The sequence below is a fragment of the Streptomyces venezuelae genome, assembly GCF_008642375.1.
GTDB lineage: Bacteria > Actinomycetota > Actinomycetes > Streptomycetales > Streptomycetaceae > Streptomyces > Streptomyces venezuelae_G.
This window is the reverse complement of sequence record NZ_CP029194.1, coordinates 3,656,421-3,674,601: the sequence shown is the minus strand read 5'-3', so window position 1 is coordinate 3,674,601 and position 18,181 is coordinate 3,656,421. Positions and strand designations below refer to the sequence as shown.

Here is an 18,181-nt window from a genome sequence, read left to right as displayed (position 1 = left end):
CACCGGCGCACGACGAAGGGCCGTCCCTCCCCCGAGGAGTGACGGCCCTTCGTCGTGTGATCGGTCGTGCCGCCGGATCAGAGGATCCGGACGGCGCCCGACGGGGTGTCCCAGTCGAGCGAGCGCTCGACGACGCCCGTGGACGGGTTCTGCGCGCCGACGTACTTGCCGCCGCCGACGTAGATGGCGACGTGGTACGAGCCGCTGCGGCTGCCCCAGTACAGGATGTCGCCCGGCTGGAGGTTGCTCAGCGAGACGGAGGTGCCACGGCTCGACTGGTCGCCGGAGATGCGCGGCAGGTCGATGCCGGCCGAGGCGTAGGCGGCCTGGACGAGGCCGGAGCAGTCCCAGGAGTTGGGGCCGGTGCCGCCCATGACGTACGCGTCGCCGACCTGGGCACGCGCGAAGGCCACGATCGCGGCGGCGGTGCCGGAGGGAGCCTGCGTCTCGTTGCTGCTGCTGCCCGTGGAGGAGCCGCTGTCCGAGGAGCCGGAGGAGCCCGAGTCGGAGGAGCCGGAGCCCGAGCCGCTGTCGCTCGTGGAGGTGGTGGAGAGCTGGGTGCGCGCACGGTCGCGGGAGGCGCGCTCCGCGGCCTCCTGGCGCTCCTGCTCGGCCTTCTCCGCCGCGGCCTTGGCCTCGGCCTCGGCGCGGGCCTTCTCGGCGCGCTCGGCCTCGGCCTTGCGGTCCGCCTCGGCCTTGGCCTTCTTGGCCTCCTTCGCGGCCTTCTGCAGGGCCGCGTTCTCCTGGGTCTCCAGGCTCTGGTCGAGGGCCTCCTGCTGGGACGCCTCGGCCGAGGCGGCGACAGCGCTCGCCAGGCCCGCGGTGTCGAGGGACCCGAGCGTGGGCATTTCGATGGTCTCGGTCACCGGCTCGGCATTCGCCGGCCCGGCAGCACCGGCCACCGCGATGGTGCCGAGGACGCCACCGGCAACTCCGGCACGGAGCGCGAGCTTCGAGGCGCTGCGGCGGGGCTTCCGGTGGCTGGGTATGTGAGCGGAGTGGGACATGGGAACAACCGCTATCAGGGCTTGGCGGTTCCCTTCAAGAAACGTGGGCTGCGCCACAGTTGCCCAAGGAATGGCCGAATCCGCTTCCCTGACACCCTTATTGACGCCGTAACGGGCAAATCGGGCATGGCTCATCACGCCCTTGATCATGTGTTTTCAATAAAACGTCCGGATTGCCCGTCACTTACCACCTCTTCACCTCTGTGGCCAAGCCCCGCTTTCCCGGACCCCTTTGGCGCGTGACGCAGGTCACATCCCGGCTCGTGAACGCGCGCACGCGTCCACCTCCGTACGCCGGACCCCCCGACCGGGCGACGGCGGCTTCCTTTATCACTTTGATCCATCCCATCGCCAATTTGCCTGTATGGGCCATGGCTTGATAGTGCGCCACCCCCTCCGAGCAGCGACTTCCGGTACGGATGTCACATCTGGTGATCACCTGGGCGCTTCGCGCAACAAGATCACCCCTCATCCGGCTTCATGATCCTTCGTCAGGTGGTGGAGATCACAAACTCCTTGCTGCACCCCGTGTCGCAGATCACAGAGGGGCGGGCATAAGATGCGGGGCAGCCGGGCTTGTGAACTGCCTCACATGGGGGCGATCTTTCACGGTCCGGTCGTGCGATCCAACGGTCAAGGACGACTGGAAGGAGCGAGGAGCGTGAATGCGTACGCGCCCGTCCTCGTGCTCGGTGCCCTGGGTGCGGGGTTTGCGATCTTCTCCGTGGTCATGGCCACGCTTATCGGGCCAAAGCGGTACAACAGGGCAAAGCTTGAGGCGTACGAGTGCGGCATCGAGCCGACACCCACTCCCGCCGGAGGCGGCCGCTTCCCGATCAAGTACTACCTGACGGCGATGCTCTTCATCGTCTTCGACATCGAGATCGTCTTCCTCTACCCCTGGGCGGTCACCTTCGACGCCCTGGGGCTTTTCGGGCTCGTGGAGATGCTGCTCTTCGTGCTCACCGTCTTCGTCGCCTACGCGTACGTGTGGCGTCGCGGCGGCCTGGAATGGGACTGAAGGGCTGAGGGGCACCAATGGGACTCGAAGAGAAACTCCCGAGCGGCTTTCTGCTGACGACGGTCGAACAGGCCGCGGGCTGGGTGCGCAAGGCGTCCGTGTTCCCCGCGACCTTCGGCCTCGCCTGCTGCGCCATCGAGATGATGACCACCGGCGCCGGCCGGTACGACCTGGCCCGCTTCGGCATGGAGGTCTTCCGCGGCTCACCGCGCCAGGCCGACCTCATGATCGTCGCCGGCCGCGTCAGCCAGAAGATGGCGCCGGTCCTGCGGCAGGTCTACGACCAGATGCCCAACCCCAAGTGGGTCATCTCGATGGGCGTCTGCGCCTCCTCGGGCGGCATGTTCAACAACTACGCGATCGTGCAGGGCGTCGACCACATCGTGCCCGTCGACATCTACCTGCCCGGCTGTCCGCCGCGGCCGGAGATGCTCCTCGACGCGATCCTCAAGCTCCACCAGAAGATCCAGACCTCCAAGCTCGGCGTGAACGCCGAGGAGGCGGCCCGGGAGGCGGAGGAAGCGGCGTTGAAGGCGCTGCCGACCATTGAGTTGAAGGGTCTGCTCCGGTGAGCGACGAGACACCCAATCCCGAGAAGGACCTCAGCGCGCAGAACCTGCCGGGGCAGCGCGGGGAACACGGCGAGGAGGTTCGCCTCCAGCGTGGCATGTTCGGTGCCAACAACGGCGGCGACACGTCCGGCTACAGCGGCCTCGTCCGCTCGATCCGCCTCCCCGGCCCGGCCACCCGCCCGTACGGCGGCTGGTTCGACGAGGTCGCCGACGAACTCGAAGGCGCACTGGAGGAGCAGGGACTGCTCCCCGCCAACGCCATCGGGAAGACGGTCGTCGACCGCGACGAGCTCACCTTCCACATCGAGCGCGAGCACCTCGTCCGCGTCGCCCGCACCCTCCGCGACGACCCGGCGCTCCGCTTCGAGCTCTGCACCGGCGTCTCCGGCGTCCACTACCCCGGGGACAAGGGCCGCGAGCTGCACGCCGTCTACCACCTGCGCTCGCTCACCCACGGCAGGCTGATCCGCCTGGAGGTCTCGGCGCCCGACGCCGACCCGCGCATCCCTTCCCTCGTCGCCGTCTATCCGACGAACGACTGGCACGAGCGCGAGACGTACGACTTCTTCGGCATCGTCTTCGACGGCCACCCCGCCCTCACCCGGATCATGATGCCGGACGACTGGCAGGGCCACCCGCAGCGCAAGGACTACCCCCTCGGCGGCATCGCCGTCGAGTACAAGGGCGCCCAGATCCCGGCTCCGGACCAGCGGAGGTCGTACTCGTGAACACCCCGTCCGCCTCCCCCCGGGAGACGACAGAAGGCGCCGTCTACACGGTGACCGGCGGCGACTGGGAAGAGGTCGTCCAGTCCGCCGCCAAGGCCGACGACGAGCGCATCATCGTCAACATGGGCCCGCAGCACCCGTCCACCCACGGCGTGCTCCGGCTCATCCTGGAGATCGACGGCGAGACCGTCACCGAGGCCCGCTGCGGCATCGGCTACCTCCACACCGGCATCGAGAAGAACCTCGAGTACCGGACCTGGACGCAGGGCACCACCTTCGTCACGCGCATGGACTACCTCACCTCGTTCTACAACGAGACGGCGTACTGCCTCGGCGTGGAGAAGCTCCTCGGCATCACCGAGCAGATCCCGGACCGCGCCAGCGTCATCCGCGTCCTGCTCATGGAGCTCAACCGGCTCTCCTCGCACCTGGTGTGCATCGCCACCGGCGGCATGGAGCTCGGCGCCACCACGATCATGATCTACGGCTTCCGGGACCGCGAGATGATCCTGGACCTGTACGAGCTGATCACCGGCCTGCGCATGAACCACGCGTTCATCCGCCCCGGCGGCCTCGCCCAGGACCTGCCGCCCGGCGCCGTCGACGCCGTCCGCGAGTTCGTGAAGACCATGAAGAAGAACCTGCCGGAGTACGACAAGCTCGCCACCGGCAACCCCATCTTCAAGGCCCGCATGCAGGACGTCGGCTACCTCGACCTCACCGGCTGCATGGCCCTCGGTGCCACCGGACCGATCCTGCGCTCCGCGGGCCTCCCGCACGACCTGCGCAAGACCGACCCGTACTGCGGCTACGAGGACTACGAGTTCGACGTCCCGACCGCCGACACCTGCGACTCCTACGGACGCTTCCTCGTCCGCCTGGAGGAGATGCGGCAGTCGCTGCGGATCGTCGAGCAGTGCCTCGACCGCCTCGCGCCGGGCCCGGTCATGGTCGGCGACAAGAAGATCGCCTGGCCCGCGCAGCTCGCGCTCGGACCCGACGGCCTCGGCAACTCCCTCGACCACATCAAGAAGATCATGGGCACCTCCATGGAGGCCCTGATCCACCACTTCAAGCTGGTCACCGAGGGCTTCCGGGTCCCCGCCGGGCAGGCCTACGCGGCCGTCGAGTCCCCCAAGGGCGAGCTCGGCGTCCACGTCGTCTCCGACGGCGGCACCCGCCCCTTCCGGGTCCACTTCCGCGACCCGTCCTTCACCAACCTCCAGGCCATGGCCGCGATGTGCGAGGGCGGCCAGGTCGCCGACGTCATCGTCGCCGTCGCCTCCATCGACCCCGTGATGGGAGGCGTCGACCGATGACGGAGAACGTCAGCCTGGGGATGCCCCAGCTCCCCGCCCCCGCGTACCCGGCCGAGGTCCACGCGCGTCTGGAGCAGGACGCGCGGGAGATCATCGCCCGCTACCCGGACTCCCGCTCCGCGCTCCTGCCGATGCTGCACCTCGTGCAGTCGGAGGAGGGCCATGTGACCCGTACCGGCATGCAGTTCTGCGCCGACCTCCTCGGCCTGACGACCGCCGAGGTCACCGCCGTCGCCACCTTCTACTCGATGTACCGGCGCAAGCCCTCCGGCGACTACCAGGTCGGCGTCTGTACGAACACGCTCTGCGCCGTCATGGGTGGCGACGCCATCTTCGAGGAGCTCAAGCAGCACCTCGCCGTCGGCAACAACGAGACGACCGACGACGGCAAGATCACCCTCGAGCACATCGAGTGCAACGCGGCCTGCGACTTCGCACCGGTCGTGATGGTCAACTGGGAGTTCTTCGACAACCAGACCCCGGAGTCCGCCAAGAGGATGGTGGACGACCTGCGGGCCGGACGGACCGTCGAACCCACCCGCGGCGCCCCCCTCTGCACCTTCAAGGAGACCGCCCGCATCCTCGCCGGCTTCCCCGACGAGCGCCCCGGCGCCGTCGAGGCCACCGGCGGAGCGGGCCCCGCCTCCCTCGTCGGACTGCGACTGGCCAAGGGCGAGGCGCCCCACCACCGAATCGTCCACCCGCGCGGTGAGGCAACCCGTCAGGAGGGGGAGTGATGACCTTGGCGGCCGAGATCGACAACAACAACAGCCCCGAGAAGCTTCTCGCCCCCGTCCTCTCCGCCTTCTGGGACCAGCCCAACTCCTGGACCCTGGAGACCTACGAGCGGCACGAGGGATACCAGGGCCTCAAGCGGGCCCTCGCGATGAGCCCCGACGACCTCATCGCGTACGTCAAGGAATCCGGCCTCCGCGGCCGCGGCGGCGCAGGCTTCCCCACCGGCATGAAGTGGCAGTTCATCCCGCAGGGCGACGGCAAGCCGCACTACCTCGTCGTCAACGCCGACGAGTCCGAGCCCGGCACCTGCAAGGACATCCCCCTCCTCTTCGCCAACCCGCACTCCCTCATCGAGGGAATGATCATCGCCTGCTACGCGATCCGCTCCGAGCACGCCTTCATCTATCTGCGCGGCGAGGTCGTCCCCGTCCTGCGCCGCCTCCACGAGGCGGTCCGCGAGGCCTACGCGGCCGGCTACCTCGGCCGGAACATCCTGGGCAGCGGTCTGAACCTCGAACTCACCGTCCACGCCGGCGCCGGCGCGTACATCTGCGGCGAGGAGACCGCCCTGCTCGACTCGCTCGAAGGGCGCCGCGGCCAGCCCCGGCTGCGTCCCCCCTTCCCCGCGGTCGCCGGCCTGTACGCCTGCCCCACTGTCGTGAACAACGTCGAGTCCATCGCCTCCGTTCCCGCAATCCTCAACCGCGGCAAGGAGTGGTTCACCTCGATGGGCAGCGAGAAGTCCCCGGGCTTCACGCTCTACTCGCTCAGCGGGCACGTCGCCACACCCGGCCAGTACGAGGCCCCCCTCGGCATCACCCTGCGCCAGCTCCTCGACATGAGCGGCGGCATGCGGCCGGGCCACCGGCTCAAGTTCTGGACCCCCGGCGGCTCCTCCACCCCCATGTTCACCGAGGAGCACCTCGACGTGCCCCTCGACTACGAGGGCGTCGGCGCCGCCGGATCCATGCTCGGCACCAAGGCCCTCCAGTGCTTCGACGAGACGACCTGCGTCGTCCGGGCCGTCACCCGCTGGACCGAGTTCTACGCCCACGAGTCCTGCGGCAAGTGCACCCCCTGCCGCGAAGGCACGTACTGGCTCGTCCAGTTGCTCCGCGACATCGAGGCCGGCAAGGGCCAGATGTCCGACCTCGACAAGCTGAACGACATCGCCGACAACATCAACGGCAAGTCGTTCTGCGCCCTCGGCGACGGCGCCGCCTCACCGATCTTCTCCTCGCTCAAGTACTTCCGCGACGAGTACGAGCAGCACATCACGGGCAAGGGCTGCCCCTTCGACCCCGCCAGGTCGACCGTCTGGGCCGACCGGCGCGCAGACAACACGGAGGTGAACGCATGACAGTCACCACGTCTGCCCCCTCCGGGGGCGGCGAGGCGGCGCTCCCGCCCCAGGACCTCGTCACGCTGACCATCGACGGCATCGAGATCTCCGTCCCCAAGGGGACGCTGGTCATCCGCGCCGCCGAACAGCTCGGCATCGAGATCCCGCGCTTCTGCGACCACCCGCTCCTCGACCCCGCCGGCGCCTGCCGCCAGTGCATCGTCGAGGTCGAGGGCCAGCGCAAGCCCATGGCCTCCTGCACCATCACCTGCACCGACGGCATGGTGGTCAAGTCGCAGCTCACCTCGCCCGTCGCCGAGAAGGCGCAGCACGGCGTGATGGAGCTGCTGCTCGTCAACCACCCGCTGGACTGCCCGGTCTGCGACAAGGGCGGCGAGTGCCCCCTGCAGAACCAGGCCATGTCCCACGGACAGTCGGAGTCCCGCTTCGACGGCGTCAAGCGGACGTACGAGAAGCCGATCCCGCTCTCCACGCAGGTGCTGCTCGACCGCGAGCGCTGCGTCCTGTGCGCCCGCTGCACCCGCTTCTCCAACCAGGTCGCGGGCGACCCGATGATCGAGCTGATCGAGCGCGGCGCGCTCCAGCAGGTCGGCACCGGCGAGGGCGACCCCTTCGAGTCGTACTTCTCCGGCAACACCATCCAGATCTGCCCGGTCGGCGCCCTCACCTCGGCCGCCTACCGCTTCCGCGCCCGCCCCTTCGACCTGGTCTCCTCGCCGTCGGTCTGCGAGCAGTGCGCGGGCGGCTGTGCCACCCGCACCGACCACCGGCGGGGCAAGGTCATGCGGCGGCTCGCCGCCGAGGACCCCGAGGTCAACGAGGAGTGGATCTGCGACAAGGGCCGCTTCGGCTTCCGGTACGCGCAGCAGCGCGACCGGCTCACCACCCCGCTCGTCCGGAACACCGAGACGGGTGAGCTGGAGGCCGCGTCCTGGCCGGAGGCCCTGGAGGCCGCCGCCCGCGGACTCGTCCGCGGCCGCACCGGCGTCCTCGCCGGCGGCCGGCTGACCGTCGAGGACTCCTACGCGTACGCCAAGTTCGCCCGGGTCGCCCTCGACACCAACGACATCGACTTCCGGGCCCGGGTCCACTCCGGCGAGGAGGCCGACTTCCTGGCCTCCGCCGTCGCCGGACGCGGGAGGGACCTGGACGGCAGCGGCCTCACGTACACCTCGCTGGAAGCGGCGCCGGCCGTGCTCCTCGTCGGCCTGGAGGCCGAGGAGGAGGCCCCGGGCGTCTTCCTGCGGCTCCGCAAGGCCTGGCGCAAGCACGGTCAGAAGACCTACGCGGTCGCCGCCTTCGCGACCCGCGGCCTGGAGAAGGCGGGCGGCACTCTGCTGGCGGCCGCGCCCGGCACCGAGACCGAGTGGCTCGACGCCCTCACCTCCCGGGTCGGCCTCGAAGGTCCGGGACTCGCCGCCGCCGAGGCCCTTCGCGAGGAAGGCGCCGTCATCGCCGTCGGCGAGCGCCTCGCGGGCGTGCCGGGCGCGCTCACCGCCGCCCTGCGGGCCTCGGCCGCCACCGGCGCCCGGCTCGTCTGGATCCCGCGCCGTTCCGGCGAGCGCGGGGCGGTGGAGGCGGGCGCGATCCCGACGCTGCTGCCCGGCGGCCGGCCCGCGACCGACCCGCGCGCGCGGGAGGAGGTCGCCGCCGCCTGGGGCGTCCGCGAACTCCCGCACCGCTACGGCCGTGACACCGGTCAGATCCTGGAGGCCGCGGCCACCGGAGAGCTCGGCGCCCTGCTCGTCGCCGGCGTCGACGTCGTCGACCTGCCCGACCCGGCACGCGCGCGTGAGGCCCTCGACTCGGCCTTCGTGGTCTCCCTGGAGCTGAGGCCCGGCGAGGTCACCGACCGCGCCGACGTCGTCCTCCCGGTCGCCGCCGTCGCCGAGAAGTCCGGCACCTTCCTCAACTGGGAGGGCAGGGCACGCCTCTTCGAGGCCGCGCTCAAGCCCGAGCACATGACCAGGGCCCTGTCGCCGACGGACGCGCGCGTGCTCCACATGCTCGCCGACGCCATGGACGCCCACCTGGCCCTGCCCGACCTGCGGTCCGCGCGGCGGGAGATCGACCGGCTCGGCCGCTGGACCGAGGAGCGGGCCTCCGAGCCCGCCGAGCCCGGCCAGGCCGCGCCCCGGCCCGGCGACGGCGAGGCCGTCCTCGCCGGACACCGGCTGCTCCTCGACCTCGGCCGTCTCCAGGAAGGCGACACCGCCCTGGCCGGCACCCGCCACGCGGCGGTCGCCCGGCTCTCCGCCGCCACCGCCGCCGACACCGGCGTCAAGGACGGCGACACGCTCGAGGTCACCGGCCCGGCCGGCTCGGTCGCCTTCCCGCTCCAGGTCACCGAGATGCCCGACCGCGTGGTCTGGCTCCCGATGAACTCGGCCGGCACCGGCGTCCACTCCGACACCGGCGCCCACCCCGGCGACCTGGTCCGCATCGGCCCGGCCACCCCGAAGGAGGTCCAGGCATGAGCACCCTCCTCGCCGCCGAAGACCTGTCCATGTTCGGCACGGACCCCTGGTGGCTCGTCGCGATCAAGGCCGTCTTCTGCTTCGCCTTCCTGATGGTCACCGTGCTGTTCTCCATCGTGTGGGAGCGCAAGGTCGTCGCCTGGATGCAGCTGCGCATCGGGCCCAACCGGCACGGCCCCTGGGGCCTCCTCCAGTCCCTCGCGGACGGCATCAAGCTGATGCTCAAGGAGGACGTGATCGTCCGGAAGGCCGACAAGGTCGTCTACGTCCTCGCCCCGATCATCGCCGCGATCCCGGCCTTCATGGCGATCGCCGTGATCCCCTTCGGGCCCGCGGGCAACGAGGTGTCGATCTTCGGTCACCGCACGGCGATGCAGCTCACCGACCTGCCGATCGCGATGCTGTACGTCCTCGCGGTCGCCTCCGTCGGCATCTACGGCATCGTCCTCGCGGGCTGGTCCTCCGGCTCCACCTACCCGCTCCTCGGCGGCCTGCGCTCCTGCGCGCAGATGATCTCGTACGAGATCGCCATGGGCGCGGCCTTCGCCTCCGTCTTCCTCTACTCCGGGTCGATGTCGACCTCGGCGATCGTCGAGGCGCAGGCGGACCGCTGGTTCGTCATCCTGCTGCCGGTCTCGTTCATCATCTACATCGTCACGATGGTCGGCGAGACGAACCGCGCCCCCTTCGACATGCCGGAGTCCGAGGGCGACCTCGTCGGCGGCTTCAACACCGAGTACTCGTCCATCAAGTTCGCGATGTTCATGCTCGCCGAGTACGTGAACATGGTGACGGTCTCGGCCGTGTCGGTGACGCTCTTCCTGGGCGGCTGGCGGGCCCCGTACCCGGTCTCCACCTTCTGGGAGGGCGCGAACCACGGCTGGTGGCCGATGCTCTGGTTCGTCCTCAAGGTGCAGCTGCTGCTCTTCTTCTTCATCTGGCTGCGCGGCACCCTGCCCCGCGTCCGCTACGACCAGCTGATGAAGCTCGGGTGGAAGGTCCTCATCCCGGTCTCCGTGGTCTGGCTCATGCTCGTCGCCACCGTCCGGGCCCTGCGGAACGAGAACATCGCGTTCAGCAACATCGTCCTGTACGTGGCCGGCGCCGTCCTCGGACTGCTGCTGCTCTCGTTCCTCTTCGACACCTTCCGCGACAGGAAGGCGAAGGCGGAGGCGGCGGCGCCGGAGAAGGAGCGCGCCTTCGACCCGATGGCCGGAGGTTTCCCCGTACCGCCCAAGCCCGGACAGTCCCTGCCGCCCGTGCCCCGGCGCAGGCCGCGGCGCGAGGGGGACCTCGTTGTCAGTGGCGCCTCCGATACTGCTACTGCGAGTGAGGGAAAGGAGACGGACGGTGTCTGACTTCCAGAATCCGGTGGCCGGCTTCGGCGTGACCTTCAAGGCCATGTTCAAGAAGCGGCTGACCGAGCAGTACCCGGAGCAGCAGAAGACGACGGCGCCCCGCTTCCACGGCCGGCACCAGCTCAACCGTCACCCCGACGGCCTGGAGAAGTGCGTCGGCTGCGAGCTCTGCGCCTGGGCCTGTCCCGCCGACGCGATCTACGTCGAGGGCGCGGACAACACCGACGAGGAGCGCTACTCGCCCGGCGAGCGGTACGGCCGCGTCTACCAGATCAACTACGCCCGCTGCATCCTGTGCGGGCTGTGCATCGAGGCCTGCCCCACGCGCGCGCTGACGATGACCAACGAGTTCGAGCTGGCCGACTCCTCCCGCGAGAACCTGATCTACACCAAGGAGCAGCTGCTCGCGGGCCTGGAGGAGACCATGGTCGACTCCCCGCACGCGATCTTCCCCGGCATGACCGAGCAGGACTACTACCGCGGCCTCGTCACCGAGGCCGCGCCCGGGACCGTCCAGCAGGTCGCCGTCTCCAAGGGTGAGAAGGGCGAGTCTGAGGGGGCGGACGCATGAGCGCCGACCTCGCTGCCTACACCACGTCTTCGGGCGAGGCCTTCCAGTTCTGGGTCCTCGGCACCGTCGCCGTCGTCGGCGCCCTCGCCACGATCCTGATGAAGAAGGCCATGCACAGCGCGCTGTCGCTGGCCGGCACGATGATCGTCCTCGCGGTCTTCTACCTCGCCAACGGCGCGTATTTCCTCGGCGTCGTCCAGATCGTCGTCTACACCGGCGCGATCATGATGCTCTTCCTCTTCATCGTCATGCTGGTCGGCGTCACGGCCGCGGACTCCCTGAAGGAGACCATCAAGGGCCAGCGCTGGTGGGCCGCGGCCTGCGGTCTCGGCTTCGGCATCCTGCTGGTCGCCGGCATCGGCCAGGCCTCGCTCACCGAGTTCAACGGCCTCGGCGCGGCCAACACGGCGCACGGCGGAAACGTGGAGGGCCTCGCCGCCCTCATCTTCACCAAGTACGTCTTCGCCTTCGAGATCACCGGCGCGCTCCTCATCACCGCGGCCGTCGGCGCGATGGTGCTCACGCATCGCGAGCGCACCGAGCGGGCCCGCACCCAGCGCGAGCTCTCCGAGCAGCGCGTCCGGCAGGGCACGCACGTGCCGCCGCTGCCCGCGCCCGGTGTCTACGCCCGGCACAACGCCGTGGACGTCGCCGGTCTGCTGCCCGACGGCTCCCCGTCGGAGCTCACCGTCATGCAGACCCTGCGCAAGCGGGGTCAGGTCCGGGACGTGTCCAGCGAGGCGCTCGCTGACCTCAAGGCGCTGGAGCAGCGCTCCGAGGAGCGGCTCGGCCGGGACCGGGACGAAGAGGAGGCCACCCGGTGAACCCCGTCAACTACCTGTATCTCGCGGCCCTGCTGTTCACCATCGGTGCGGCGGGGGTGCTGATCCGGCGCAACGCGATCGTGGTCTTCATGTGCGTCGAGCTGATGCTCAACGCCTGCAACCTCGCGTTCGTCACCTTCTCCCGCATGCACGGCAACCTCGACGGCCAGATCATCGCGTTCTTCACGATGGTCGTCGCCGCCGCGGAGGTCGTCGTCGGGCTCGCGATCATCGTGTCCGTCTTCCGTGCCCGCCACTCGGCCTCGGTCGACGACGCCAGCCTGATGAAGCTGTGAGGGGCTGACCCGTGGAAAATCTCATTGCGCTGCTCGTCGGGGCACCTCTGCTCGGCGCGGCCGTCCTGCTCTGCGGCGGACGGCGGCTCGACAGGACCGGCCATTGGATCGGCACGCTGCTCGCGGCCGTCTCCTTCGTCATCGGCCTGGCGCTCTTCGCCGACATGCTCGGCAGGAGCGCCGACGACCGGGCCATGTACCAGCGGCTCTACACCTGGATCCCCGTCGAGGGCTTCCAGGCGGACGTCGCCTTCCAGCTCGACCAGCTGTCGATGACCTTCGTCCTGCTGATCAGCGGGGTCGGCACGCTCATCCACGTCTACTCCATCGGCTACATGGAGCACGACGAGCGCCGCCGCCGCTTCTTCGGCTACCTCAACCTGTTCGTCGCGGCGATGCTCCTGCTCGTCCTCGCCGACAACTACCTGCTCCTGTACTTCGGCTGGGAGGGCGTCGGCCTCGCCTCGTACCTCCTGATCGGGTTCTGGCAGCACAAGCCCAGCGCGGCGACCGCCGCGAAGAAGGCCTTCCTGGTCAACCGGGTCGGCGACATGGGCCTCTCGATCGCCATCATGATCATGTTCACCACCTTCGGGACCTTCACCTTCGGGCCGGTCCTGGAGGCCACCGGGCAGGCGTCCGAGGGCACGCTGACCGCGATCGGCCTGATGCTGCTCCTCGCGGCCTGCGGCAAGTCGGCCCAGGTGCCGCTGCAGTCCTGGCTCGGGGACGCGATGGAGGGCCCGACCCCGGTCTCGGCCCTCATCCACGCGGCCACGATGGTGACCGCCGGCGTCTATCTGATCGTCCGCTCCGCCGACATCTTCAACGCGGCGCCGGACGCACAGCTCGTGGTCGTCGTGGTCGGCGCCGTCACGCTCCTCTTCGGTGCGATCGTCGGTTGCGCGAAGGACGACATCAAGAAGGCGCTCGCCGGCTCGACGATGTCCCAGATCGGCTACATGATCCTGGCAGCCGGCCTCGGCCCCATCGGCTACGTCTTCGCGATCATGCACCTGGTGACGCACGGCTTCTTCAAGGCCGGGCTCTTCCTCGGCGCCGGTTCGGTCATGCACGGCATGAACGACGAGGTCGACATGCGGAAGTACGGCGGCCTGCGGACGTATATGCCGGTCACCTTCGTCACCTTCGGTCTCGGCTACCTCGCGATCATCGGCTTCCCCGGTCTGTCCGGCTTCTTCTCCAAGGACAAGATCATCGAGGCGGCCTTCGCGAAGGGCGGCACCGAGGGCTGGATCCTCGGCGCGGTCACCCTGCTGGGCGCGGCCATCACCGCGTACTACATGACCCGCGTGATGCTGATGACCTTCTTCGGCGAGAAGCGCTGGCAGAACGACGAGAACGGCGAGCCGCCCCACCCGCACGAGTCGCCCAGGTCCATGACGATCCCGATGATCCTGCTGGCCTTCGGGTCGGTCTTCGCGGGCGGGTTCTTCAGCATCGGCGACCGGTTCGTGAGCTGGCTGGAGCCCGTCACCAACTTCGAGCACGGCCACCCGCCGATCAGCGCCGCGGCCGTCACCACCGCCACGGTCGCCGTCATGGTGATCGGCGTCGGGCTCGCCTACCTCCAGTACGGGCGCAGGCCCGTCCCCGTGGTCGCCCCGCGCGGCTCGCTCCTCACCCGGGCGGCCCGCCGCGACCTCCTCCAGGACGACTTCAACCACGCCGTCTTCGTCACGGGCGGCACGCACCTCACCCGCTCGCTCGTCTACGTCGACCACAGCCTGGTCGACGGCGTCGTCAACGGCACCGCGGCCTCCGTCGGGGGACTCTCCGGCCGGCTGCGCAAGCTCCAGAACGGCTACGCCCGTACGTACGCGGTCTCCATGTTCGGAGGTACTGCGGTGCTGATCGCCGCGACCCTGCTGATGAGGGCGGTGTAACTCCTATGTCCTTCCCGCTCCTTACGCTGACGGCAGCGGTGCCGGCGGCCGGCGCGATTCTCACCGCCGCCGTCCCCGCCGCCCGTCGCACCGCCGCCAAATGGCTGGCGCTGCTCGTCTCGCTCGCCACGCTGGTGCTCGCCGCCGTCGTCTTCGTACGGTTCGAGCCCGGCGGCGAGCGGTACCAGCTGACCGAATCGCACGCCTGGATCAAGGACTTCGGCGTCCGGTACGAGCTCGGGGTCGACGGCATCGGGGTGGCGCTCATCGCGCTCACCGCCCTGCTGATCCCCTTCATCATCCTGGCCGGCTGGCACGATGCCGACCCCCTGGAGACGAAGTCCTCGCGCTGGCGCCCGACCCAGGGCTTCTTCGCCCTGATCCTCATGGTCGAGGCGATGGTGATCCTCTCCTTCGAAGCCACCGACGTCTTCCTCTTCTACGTCCTCTTCGAAGCCATGCTCATCCCGATGTACTTCCTCATCGGCGGCTTCGGCGACCGGGCGCACTCGGGCTCCGACGAGAACGCGGCGGCCCAGCGCTCGTACGCGGCGGTCAAGTTCCTGCTCTACAACCTGGTCGGCGGCCTCATCATGCTGGCCGCGGTCATCGGGCTCTACGTGGTCGCGGGGAACTTCTCGCTCACGGAGATCGCCGAGGCGAGGGCGAACGGCTCGTTGGAGATGGCGACCAACACCGAGCGGCTGCTCTTCCTCGGCTTCTTCTTCGCCTTCGCGGTGAAGGCGCCGCTCTGGCCGCTGCACACCTGGCTGCCGAACGCGATGGGGGAGGCGACCGCCCCGGTCGCGGTCCTCATCACCGCCGTCGTCGACAAGGTCGGCACCTTCGCGATGCTCCGCTTCTGCCTGGGGCTCTTCCCCGAGGCCTCGAAGTGGGCCACTCCGGCGATCATCGTCCTCGCGCTCATCAGCATCGTGTACGGGGCGCTGCTCGCCGTCGGTCAGCGGGACATCAAGCGGCTTGTCGCCTACGCGTCGATCTCGCACTTCGGCTTCATCATCCTGGGCATCTTCGCGATGACCACCCAGGGCCAGTCCGGTGCCACGCTCTACATGGTCAACCACGGCATCTCGACGGCCGCGCTGATGCTCGTCGCCGGCTTCCTGATCTCCCGGCGCGGCTCGCGGCTCATCGCCGACTACGGCGGTGTGCAGAAGGTCGCCCCGGTGCTCGCCGGCACCTTCCTGATCGGCGGCCTCGCGACCCTGTCGCTGCCCGGACTCGCGCCGTTCGTCAGCGAGTTCCTGGTCCTGGTCGGCACCTACGCCCGGTACCCGGTGGCCGGGATCATCGCCACCACCGGCATCGTCCTCGCCGCGCTCTACGTCCTCGTCCTGTACCAGCGGACGATGACCGGGCCGGTGAAGGAGGAGGTGCGCTCGCTGCCGGACCTGCGGGCGCGTGAACTGGCGGTGGTCGTCCCGCTGATCGCCGTCCTGATCTTCCTCGGCGTCTTCCCGAAGCCGCTGACGGACGTCGTCAACCCGGCGGTGCAGCACACCATGTCCGACGTCCAGCAGAAGGACCCCCAGCCCACCGTGCCCAACGTGGAGGCCGCCCAGTGAGTGCAACGGCTGTCCACAGCCTGTGGACAACGGCGGCGGTCGAGCCGCTGAACAAGATCCCGGCCCCCCACATCGAGTACACGCAGCTCTCGCCCGTACTCATCGTGGTCGGCGCCGCGATCGTCAGCGTCCTCCTCGAGGCCTTCGTGCCCCGCAAGGGCCGGTACGTGGCCCAGGTGTTCCTCTCCGTCCTCGCCCTCGCCGCGGCCTTCGCCGCGGTCGTCGCCCTGGCGGCCGGCGGCTACGGCACCACCAAGGCCCAGATCGCGGCCATGGGCGCCATCGCCGTCGACGGACCCGCCCTGTTCCTCCAGGGCACGATCCTCCTCGCCTCGATCGTGGCGATCTTCACCTTCGCCGAGCGCAGGCTCGACCCGGCCGACCACGGCCACAAGGTCGACTCCTTCGCCGCCGAGGCCGCAGCCGTCCCCGGCAGCGAGCAGGAGAAGGCGGCCGTCAAGGCCGGGTTCACCACCACCGAGGTCTTCCCGCTCGCGCTCTTCGCGATCGCCGGCATGCTGGTCTTCCCCGCGGCCAACGACCTCCTGACGCTCTTCGTCGCCCTGGAGGTCTTCTCCCTCCCGCTGTACCTGCTCTGCGCCGTCGCCCGCCGCAAGCGGCTGATGTCGCAGGAGGCGGCCGTCAAGTACTTCCTGCTCGGCGCCTTCTCCTCGGCGTTCCTGCTCTTCGGGATCGCCCTGCTCTACGGCTACGCGGGCTCCGTCTCGTACGCGACGATCGCCCGGGTCGTCGACGGCGCCGTCGTCTCCGTCGACCCGGCGCTCGCCGACACCATGGGCAACGACGTCCTGCTGCTCATCGGCTTCGCCATGGTCCTCACGGGGCTCCTCTTCAAGGTCGGCGCCGTGCCGTTCCACATGTGGACCCCGGACGTCTACCAGGGCGCCCCGACCCCGGTCACCGGCTTCATGGCCGCCGCGACCAAGGTCGCCGCGTTCGGCGCGCTCCTCCGCCTGCTGTACGTGGTGCTGCCGGGCCTCACCTGGGACTGGCGGCCGGTCATGTGGGGCGTCGCGATCGTCACGATGCTGGGCGGTGCGATCGTCGCCATCACCCAGACCGACATCAAGCGGCTCCTGGCCTACTCGTCCATCGCGCACGCCGGGTTCCTGCTGGCGGGTGTCATCGCCGCCACCCCCGACGGCATCTCGTCCGTCCTCTTCTACCTGGGGGCGTACTCCTTCGTGACGATCGGTGCGTTCGCCGTCGTCACCCTGGTCAGGGACGCGGGCGGCGAGGCCACCCACCTCTCCAAGTGGGCCGGGCTCGGCCGCCGTTCGCCGCTCGTCGCGGCGGTCTTCGCGGTCTTCCTGCTCGCCTTCGCCGGCATCCCGCTGACCTCCGGCTTCTCCGGCAAGTTCGCGGTCTTCAAGGCGGCGGCGGACGGCGGAGCGGGCGCGCTCGTCGTGGTCGGTGTGCTCTCCTCGGCGATCGCCGCGTTCTTCTACATCCGGGTGATCGTGCTGATGTTCTTCAGCGAGCCGAAGGCGGACGGCCCCACGGTCGCCGTGCCCTCGGCCCTGACGACGCTCACCATCACCGCGGGCGTGGTGGTCACGCTGGTGCTCGGCCTCGCGCCGCAGTACTTCCTGGACCTGGCGAACCAGGCGAGCGTGTTCGTCCGGTAGCGGGGTACGGCAGAGGGCCCGGTCTCCGTGCGCGGAAGGCCGGGCCCTTCGTCGTACGCCTACGCCTTCGGGTGGCCCTCAGGGCAGGGGGTGCAGTGCACCCGGGGGTTGTACGGGGTGAAGACGCCCTTCGGGTTCTTCTTGAAGATCCACGCGTGCAGCGAGTAGTGCGGCCCGAGGGGCTCGAAGTCGAACGGCCCGTCGAAGCCCCGGCCGAAGAGCTGCGGCCTGGGCAGGTTTTCGTCCGGGTCGGGGACGACCCACTCGACCGCGACCAGCTCGCGCTTGCCGGTCTTGTGGTTCTCCTCGTACAGCACGGCGGCAGGCTTCGTCGGGTCGGTGGAACCGAGGTTCGCCGGGTTGACGTAGTGGTAGCCCATGCCACCGAGCTTCGGGTCCTCGACGCACACGTCGGTGCGCAGGTAGCCGTCGTCGATGGCCTTCTGCTCCGACTTGTACTTCACCGTGGCGTCGTACGTCTTCTTCAGGTCCGGATGCGGGAAGTCGGTGACCGGCTTCGCGGCGGGGACGGCCGGGGCGGCGAAGGCGGCCGGGGTCGCGCCCAGGGCCAGTGAGCCGGCGGCCACCAGGGCGAGCGCGGCTATGAGGGGACGGGGTCGAGCGGACATGTGGGTGTGCTCCTAGAGAGGGGGCGCGCCCGTGCGGGGCGCCTGACGGGGGCGGACTCTCCCCTGATCCCGCCGCCTCCAGCAGCATCGGCCGCCCGGCGGGGATGCCGCACGCGGGGTGACCCATTGGAGGTGC

At 69.6% G+C, this 18,181-nt stretch carries 16 protein-coding genes; 14 read left to right on the top strand and 2 right to left on the bottom strand.

What is annotated here, in order from left to right; all coding sequences use genetic code 11:
* Positions 1 to 77 precede the first annotated feature (77 nt).
* A complete protein-coding gene (locus tag DEJ46_RS16515; protein WP_150267255.1) occupies positions 78 to 1,007 on the bottom strand; it encodes a C40 family peptidase in 930 nt (309 codons plus the stop codon).
* A 661-nt stretch (positions 1,008 to 1,668) separates the two neighbouring features.
* Between DEJ46_RS16515 and DEJ46_RS16510 the strand changes: the two genes are divergently transcribed.
* The 14 genes from DEJ46_RS16510 to nuoN are packed head-to-tail and all read left to right on the top strand — an operon-like array spanning position 1,669 to position 17,416.
* Positions 1,669 to 2,028, top strand: a complete 360-nt coding sequence (locus DEJ46_RS16510; protein ID WP_019888619.1) for an NADH-quinone oxidoreductase subunit A — start codon at positions 1,669 to 1,671, stop codon at positions 2,026 to 2,028.
* A gap of 17 nt (positions 2,029 to 2,045) precedes the next feature.
* Positions 2,046 to 2,600, top strand: coding sequence for a NuoB/complex I 20 kDa subunit family protein (locus DEJ46_RS16505; RefSeq protein WP_024756031.1), 555 nt, complete (start codon positions 2,046 to 2,048; stop codon positions 2,598 to 2,600).
* Positions 2,597 to 3,328 carry an NADH-quinone oxidoreductase subunit C gene (locus DEJ46_RS16500; RefSeq protein ID WP_150267253.1) on the top strand — a complete coding sequence of 244 codons (732 nt, stop codon included), beginning with the start codon at positions 2,597 to 2,599 and terminating at the stop codon, positions 3,326 to 3,328. The genes DEJ46_RS16505 and DEJ46_RS16500 overlap by 4 nt, the downstream gene beginning before the upstream one ends.
* Positions 3,325 to 4,647, top strand: coding sequence for an NADH-quinone oxidoreductase subunit D (locus tag DEJ46_RS16495; RefSeq protein ID WP_150267251.1), 1,323 nt, complete (start codon positions 3,325 to 3,327; stop codon positions 4,645 to 4,647). The genes DEJ46_RS16500 and DEJ46_RS16495 overlap by 4 nt, the downstream gene beginning before the upstream one ends.
* Positions 4,644 to 5,384 (top strand): NADH-quinone oxidoreductase subunit NuoE, encoded by a 741-nt coding sequence (gene nuoE, locus DEJ46_RS16490; protein WP_150267249.1) that lies wholly within the window; start codon positions 4,644 to 4,646, stop codon positions 5,382 to 5,384. Before DEJ46_RS16495 ends, nuoE begins: the two co-directional genes overlap by 4 nt.
* Positions 5,384 to 6,745: an NADH-quinone oxidoreductase subunit NuoF gene (gene nuoF / locus DEJ46_RS16485; protein WP_150267247.1), complete on the top strand. Its 1,362-nt coding sequence runs from the start codon at positions 5,384 to 5,386 to the stop codon at positions 6,743 to 6,745. Before nuoE ends, nuoF begins: the two co-directional genes overlap by 1 nt.
* Positions 6,742 to 9,225, top strand: coding sequence for an NADH-quinone oxidoreductase subunit G (locus tag DEJ46_RS16480; protein WP_150267245.1), 2,484 nt, complete (start codon positions 6,742 to 6,744; stop codon positions 9,223 to 9,225). Before nuoF ends, DEJ46_RS16480 begins: the two co-directional genes overlap by 4 nt.
* On the top strand, positions 9,222 to 10,583 hold the full coding sequence (gene nuoH, locus DEJ46_RS16475) for an NADH-quinone oxidoreductase subunit NuoH (RefSeq protein WP_150267243.1): 1,362 nt from the start codon (positions 9,222 to 9,224) through the stop codon (positions 10,581 to 10,583). The genes DEJ46_RS16480 and nuoH overlap by 4 nt, the downstream gene beginning before the upstream one ends.
* Positions 10,576 to 11,154, top strand: a complete 579-nt coding sequence (gene nuoI, locus DEJ46_RS16470) for an NADH-quinone oxidoreductase subunit NuoI (protein WP_190622686.1) — start codon at positions 10,576 to 10,578, stop codon at positions 11,152 to 11,154. The genes nuoH and nuoI overlap by 8 nt, the downstream gene beginning before the upstream one ends.
* Positions 11,151 to 11,978 (top strand): NADH-quinone oxidoreductase subunit J, encoded by an 828-nt coding sequence (locus DEJ46_RS16465; RefSeq protein WP_150267239.1) that lies wholly within the window; start codon positions 11,151 to 11,153, stop codon positions 11,976 to 11,978. Before nuoI ends, DEJ46_RS16465 begins: the two co-directional genes overlap by 4 nt.
* A complete protein-coding gene (gene nuoK, locus DEJ46_RS16460) occupies positions 11,975 to 12,274 on the top strand; it encodes an NADH-quinone oxidoreductase subunit NuoK (RefSeq protein WP_017239464.1) in 300 nt (99 codons plus the stop codon). The genes DEJ46_RS16465 and nuoK overlap by 4 nt, the downstream gene beginning before the upstream one ends.
* An 11-nt stretch (positions 12,275 to 12,285) precedes the next feature.
* On the top strand, positions 12,286 to 14,181 hold the full coding sequence (nuoL, locus tag DEJ46_RS16455; protein WP_150267237.1) for an NADH-quinone oxidoreductase subunit L: 1,896 nt from the start codon (positions 12,286 to 12,288) through the stop codon (positions 14,179 to 14,181).
* A 5-nt stretch (positions 14,182 to 14,186) separates the two neighbouring features.
* Positions 14,187 to 15,767 carry an NADH-quinone oxidoreductase subunit M gene (locus DEJ46_RS16450; RefSeq protein ID WP_150267235.1) on the top strand — a complete coding sequence of 527 codons (1,581 nt, stop codon included), beginning with the start codon at positions 14,187 to 14,189 and terminating at the stop codon, positions 15,765 to 15,767.
* A complete protein-coding gene (gene nuoN, locus DEJ46_RS16445; protein WP_150267233.1) occupies positions 15,764 to 17,416 on the top strand; it encodes an NADH-quinone oxidoreductase subunit NuoN in 1,653 nt (550 codons plus the stop codon). Before DEJ46_RS16450 ends, nuoN begins: the two co-directional genes overlap by 4 nt.
* Positions 17,417 to 17,475: 59 nt before the next feature.
* Here nuoN and DEJ46_RS16440 read toward each other — a convergent pair whose 3' ends face one another.
* Positions 17,476 to 18,045 (bottom strand): hypothetical protein, encoded by a 570-nt coding sequence (locus DEJ46_RS16440; protein ID WP_223834680.1) that lies wholly within the window; start codon positions 18,043 to 18,045, stop codon positions 17,476 to 17,478.
* Between the last annotated feature and the right edge of the window lie 136 nt (positions 18,046 to 18,181).

Coding starts and splice junctions, on each gene's coding strand:
- DEJ46_RS16450 (WP_150267235.1), top strand. CDS start 14,187: ATGTCCTTCCCGCTCCTTACGCTGACGGCAGCGGTGCCGGCGGCCGGC.
- DEJ46_RS16440 (WP_223834680.1), bottom strand. CDS start 18,045: ATGTCCGCTCGACCCCGTCCCCTCATAGCCGCGCTCGCCCTGGTGGCC.
- DEJ46_RS16515 (WP_150267255.1), bottom strand. CDS start 1,007: ATGTCCCACTCCGCTCACATACCCAGCCACCGGAAGCCCCGCCGCAGC.
- nuoE (WP_150267249.1), top strand. CDS start 4,644: ATGACGGAGAACGTCAGCCTGGGGATGCCCCAGCTCCCCGCCCCCGCG.
- nuoF (WP_150267247.1), top strand. CDS start 5,384: ATGACCTTGGCGGCCGAGATCGACAACAACAACAGCCCCGAGAAGCTT.
- nuoH (WP_150267243.1), top strand. CDS start 9,222: ATGAGCACCCTCCTCGCCGCCGAAGACCTGTCCATGTTCGGCACGGAC.
- DEJ46_RS16465 (WP_150267239.1), top strand. CDS start 11,151: ATGAGCGCCGACCTCGCTGCCTACACCACGTCTTCGGGCGAGGCCTTC.
- DEJ46_RS16505 (WP_024756031.1), top strand. CDS start 2,046: ATGGGACTCGAAGAGAAACTCCCGAGCGGCTTTCTGCTGACGACGGTC.
- DEJ46_RS16480 (WP_150267245.1), top strand. CDS start 6,742: ATGACAGTCACCACGTCTGCCCCCTCCGGGGGCGGCGAGGCGGCGCTC.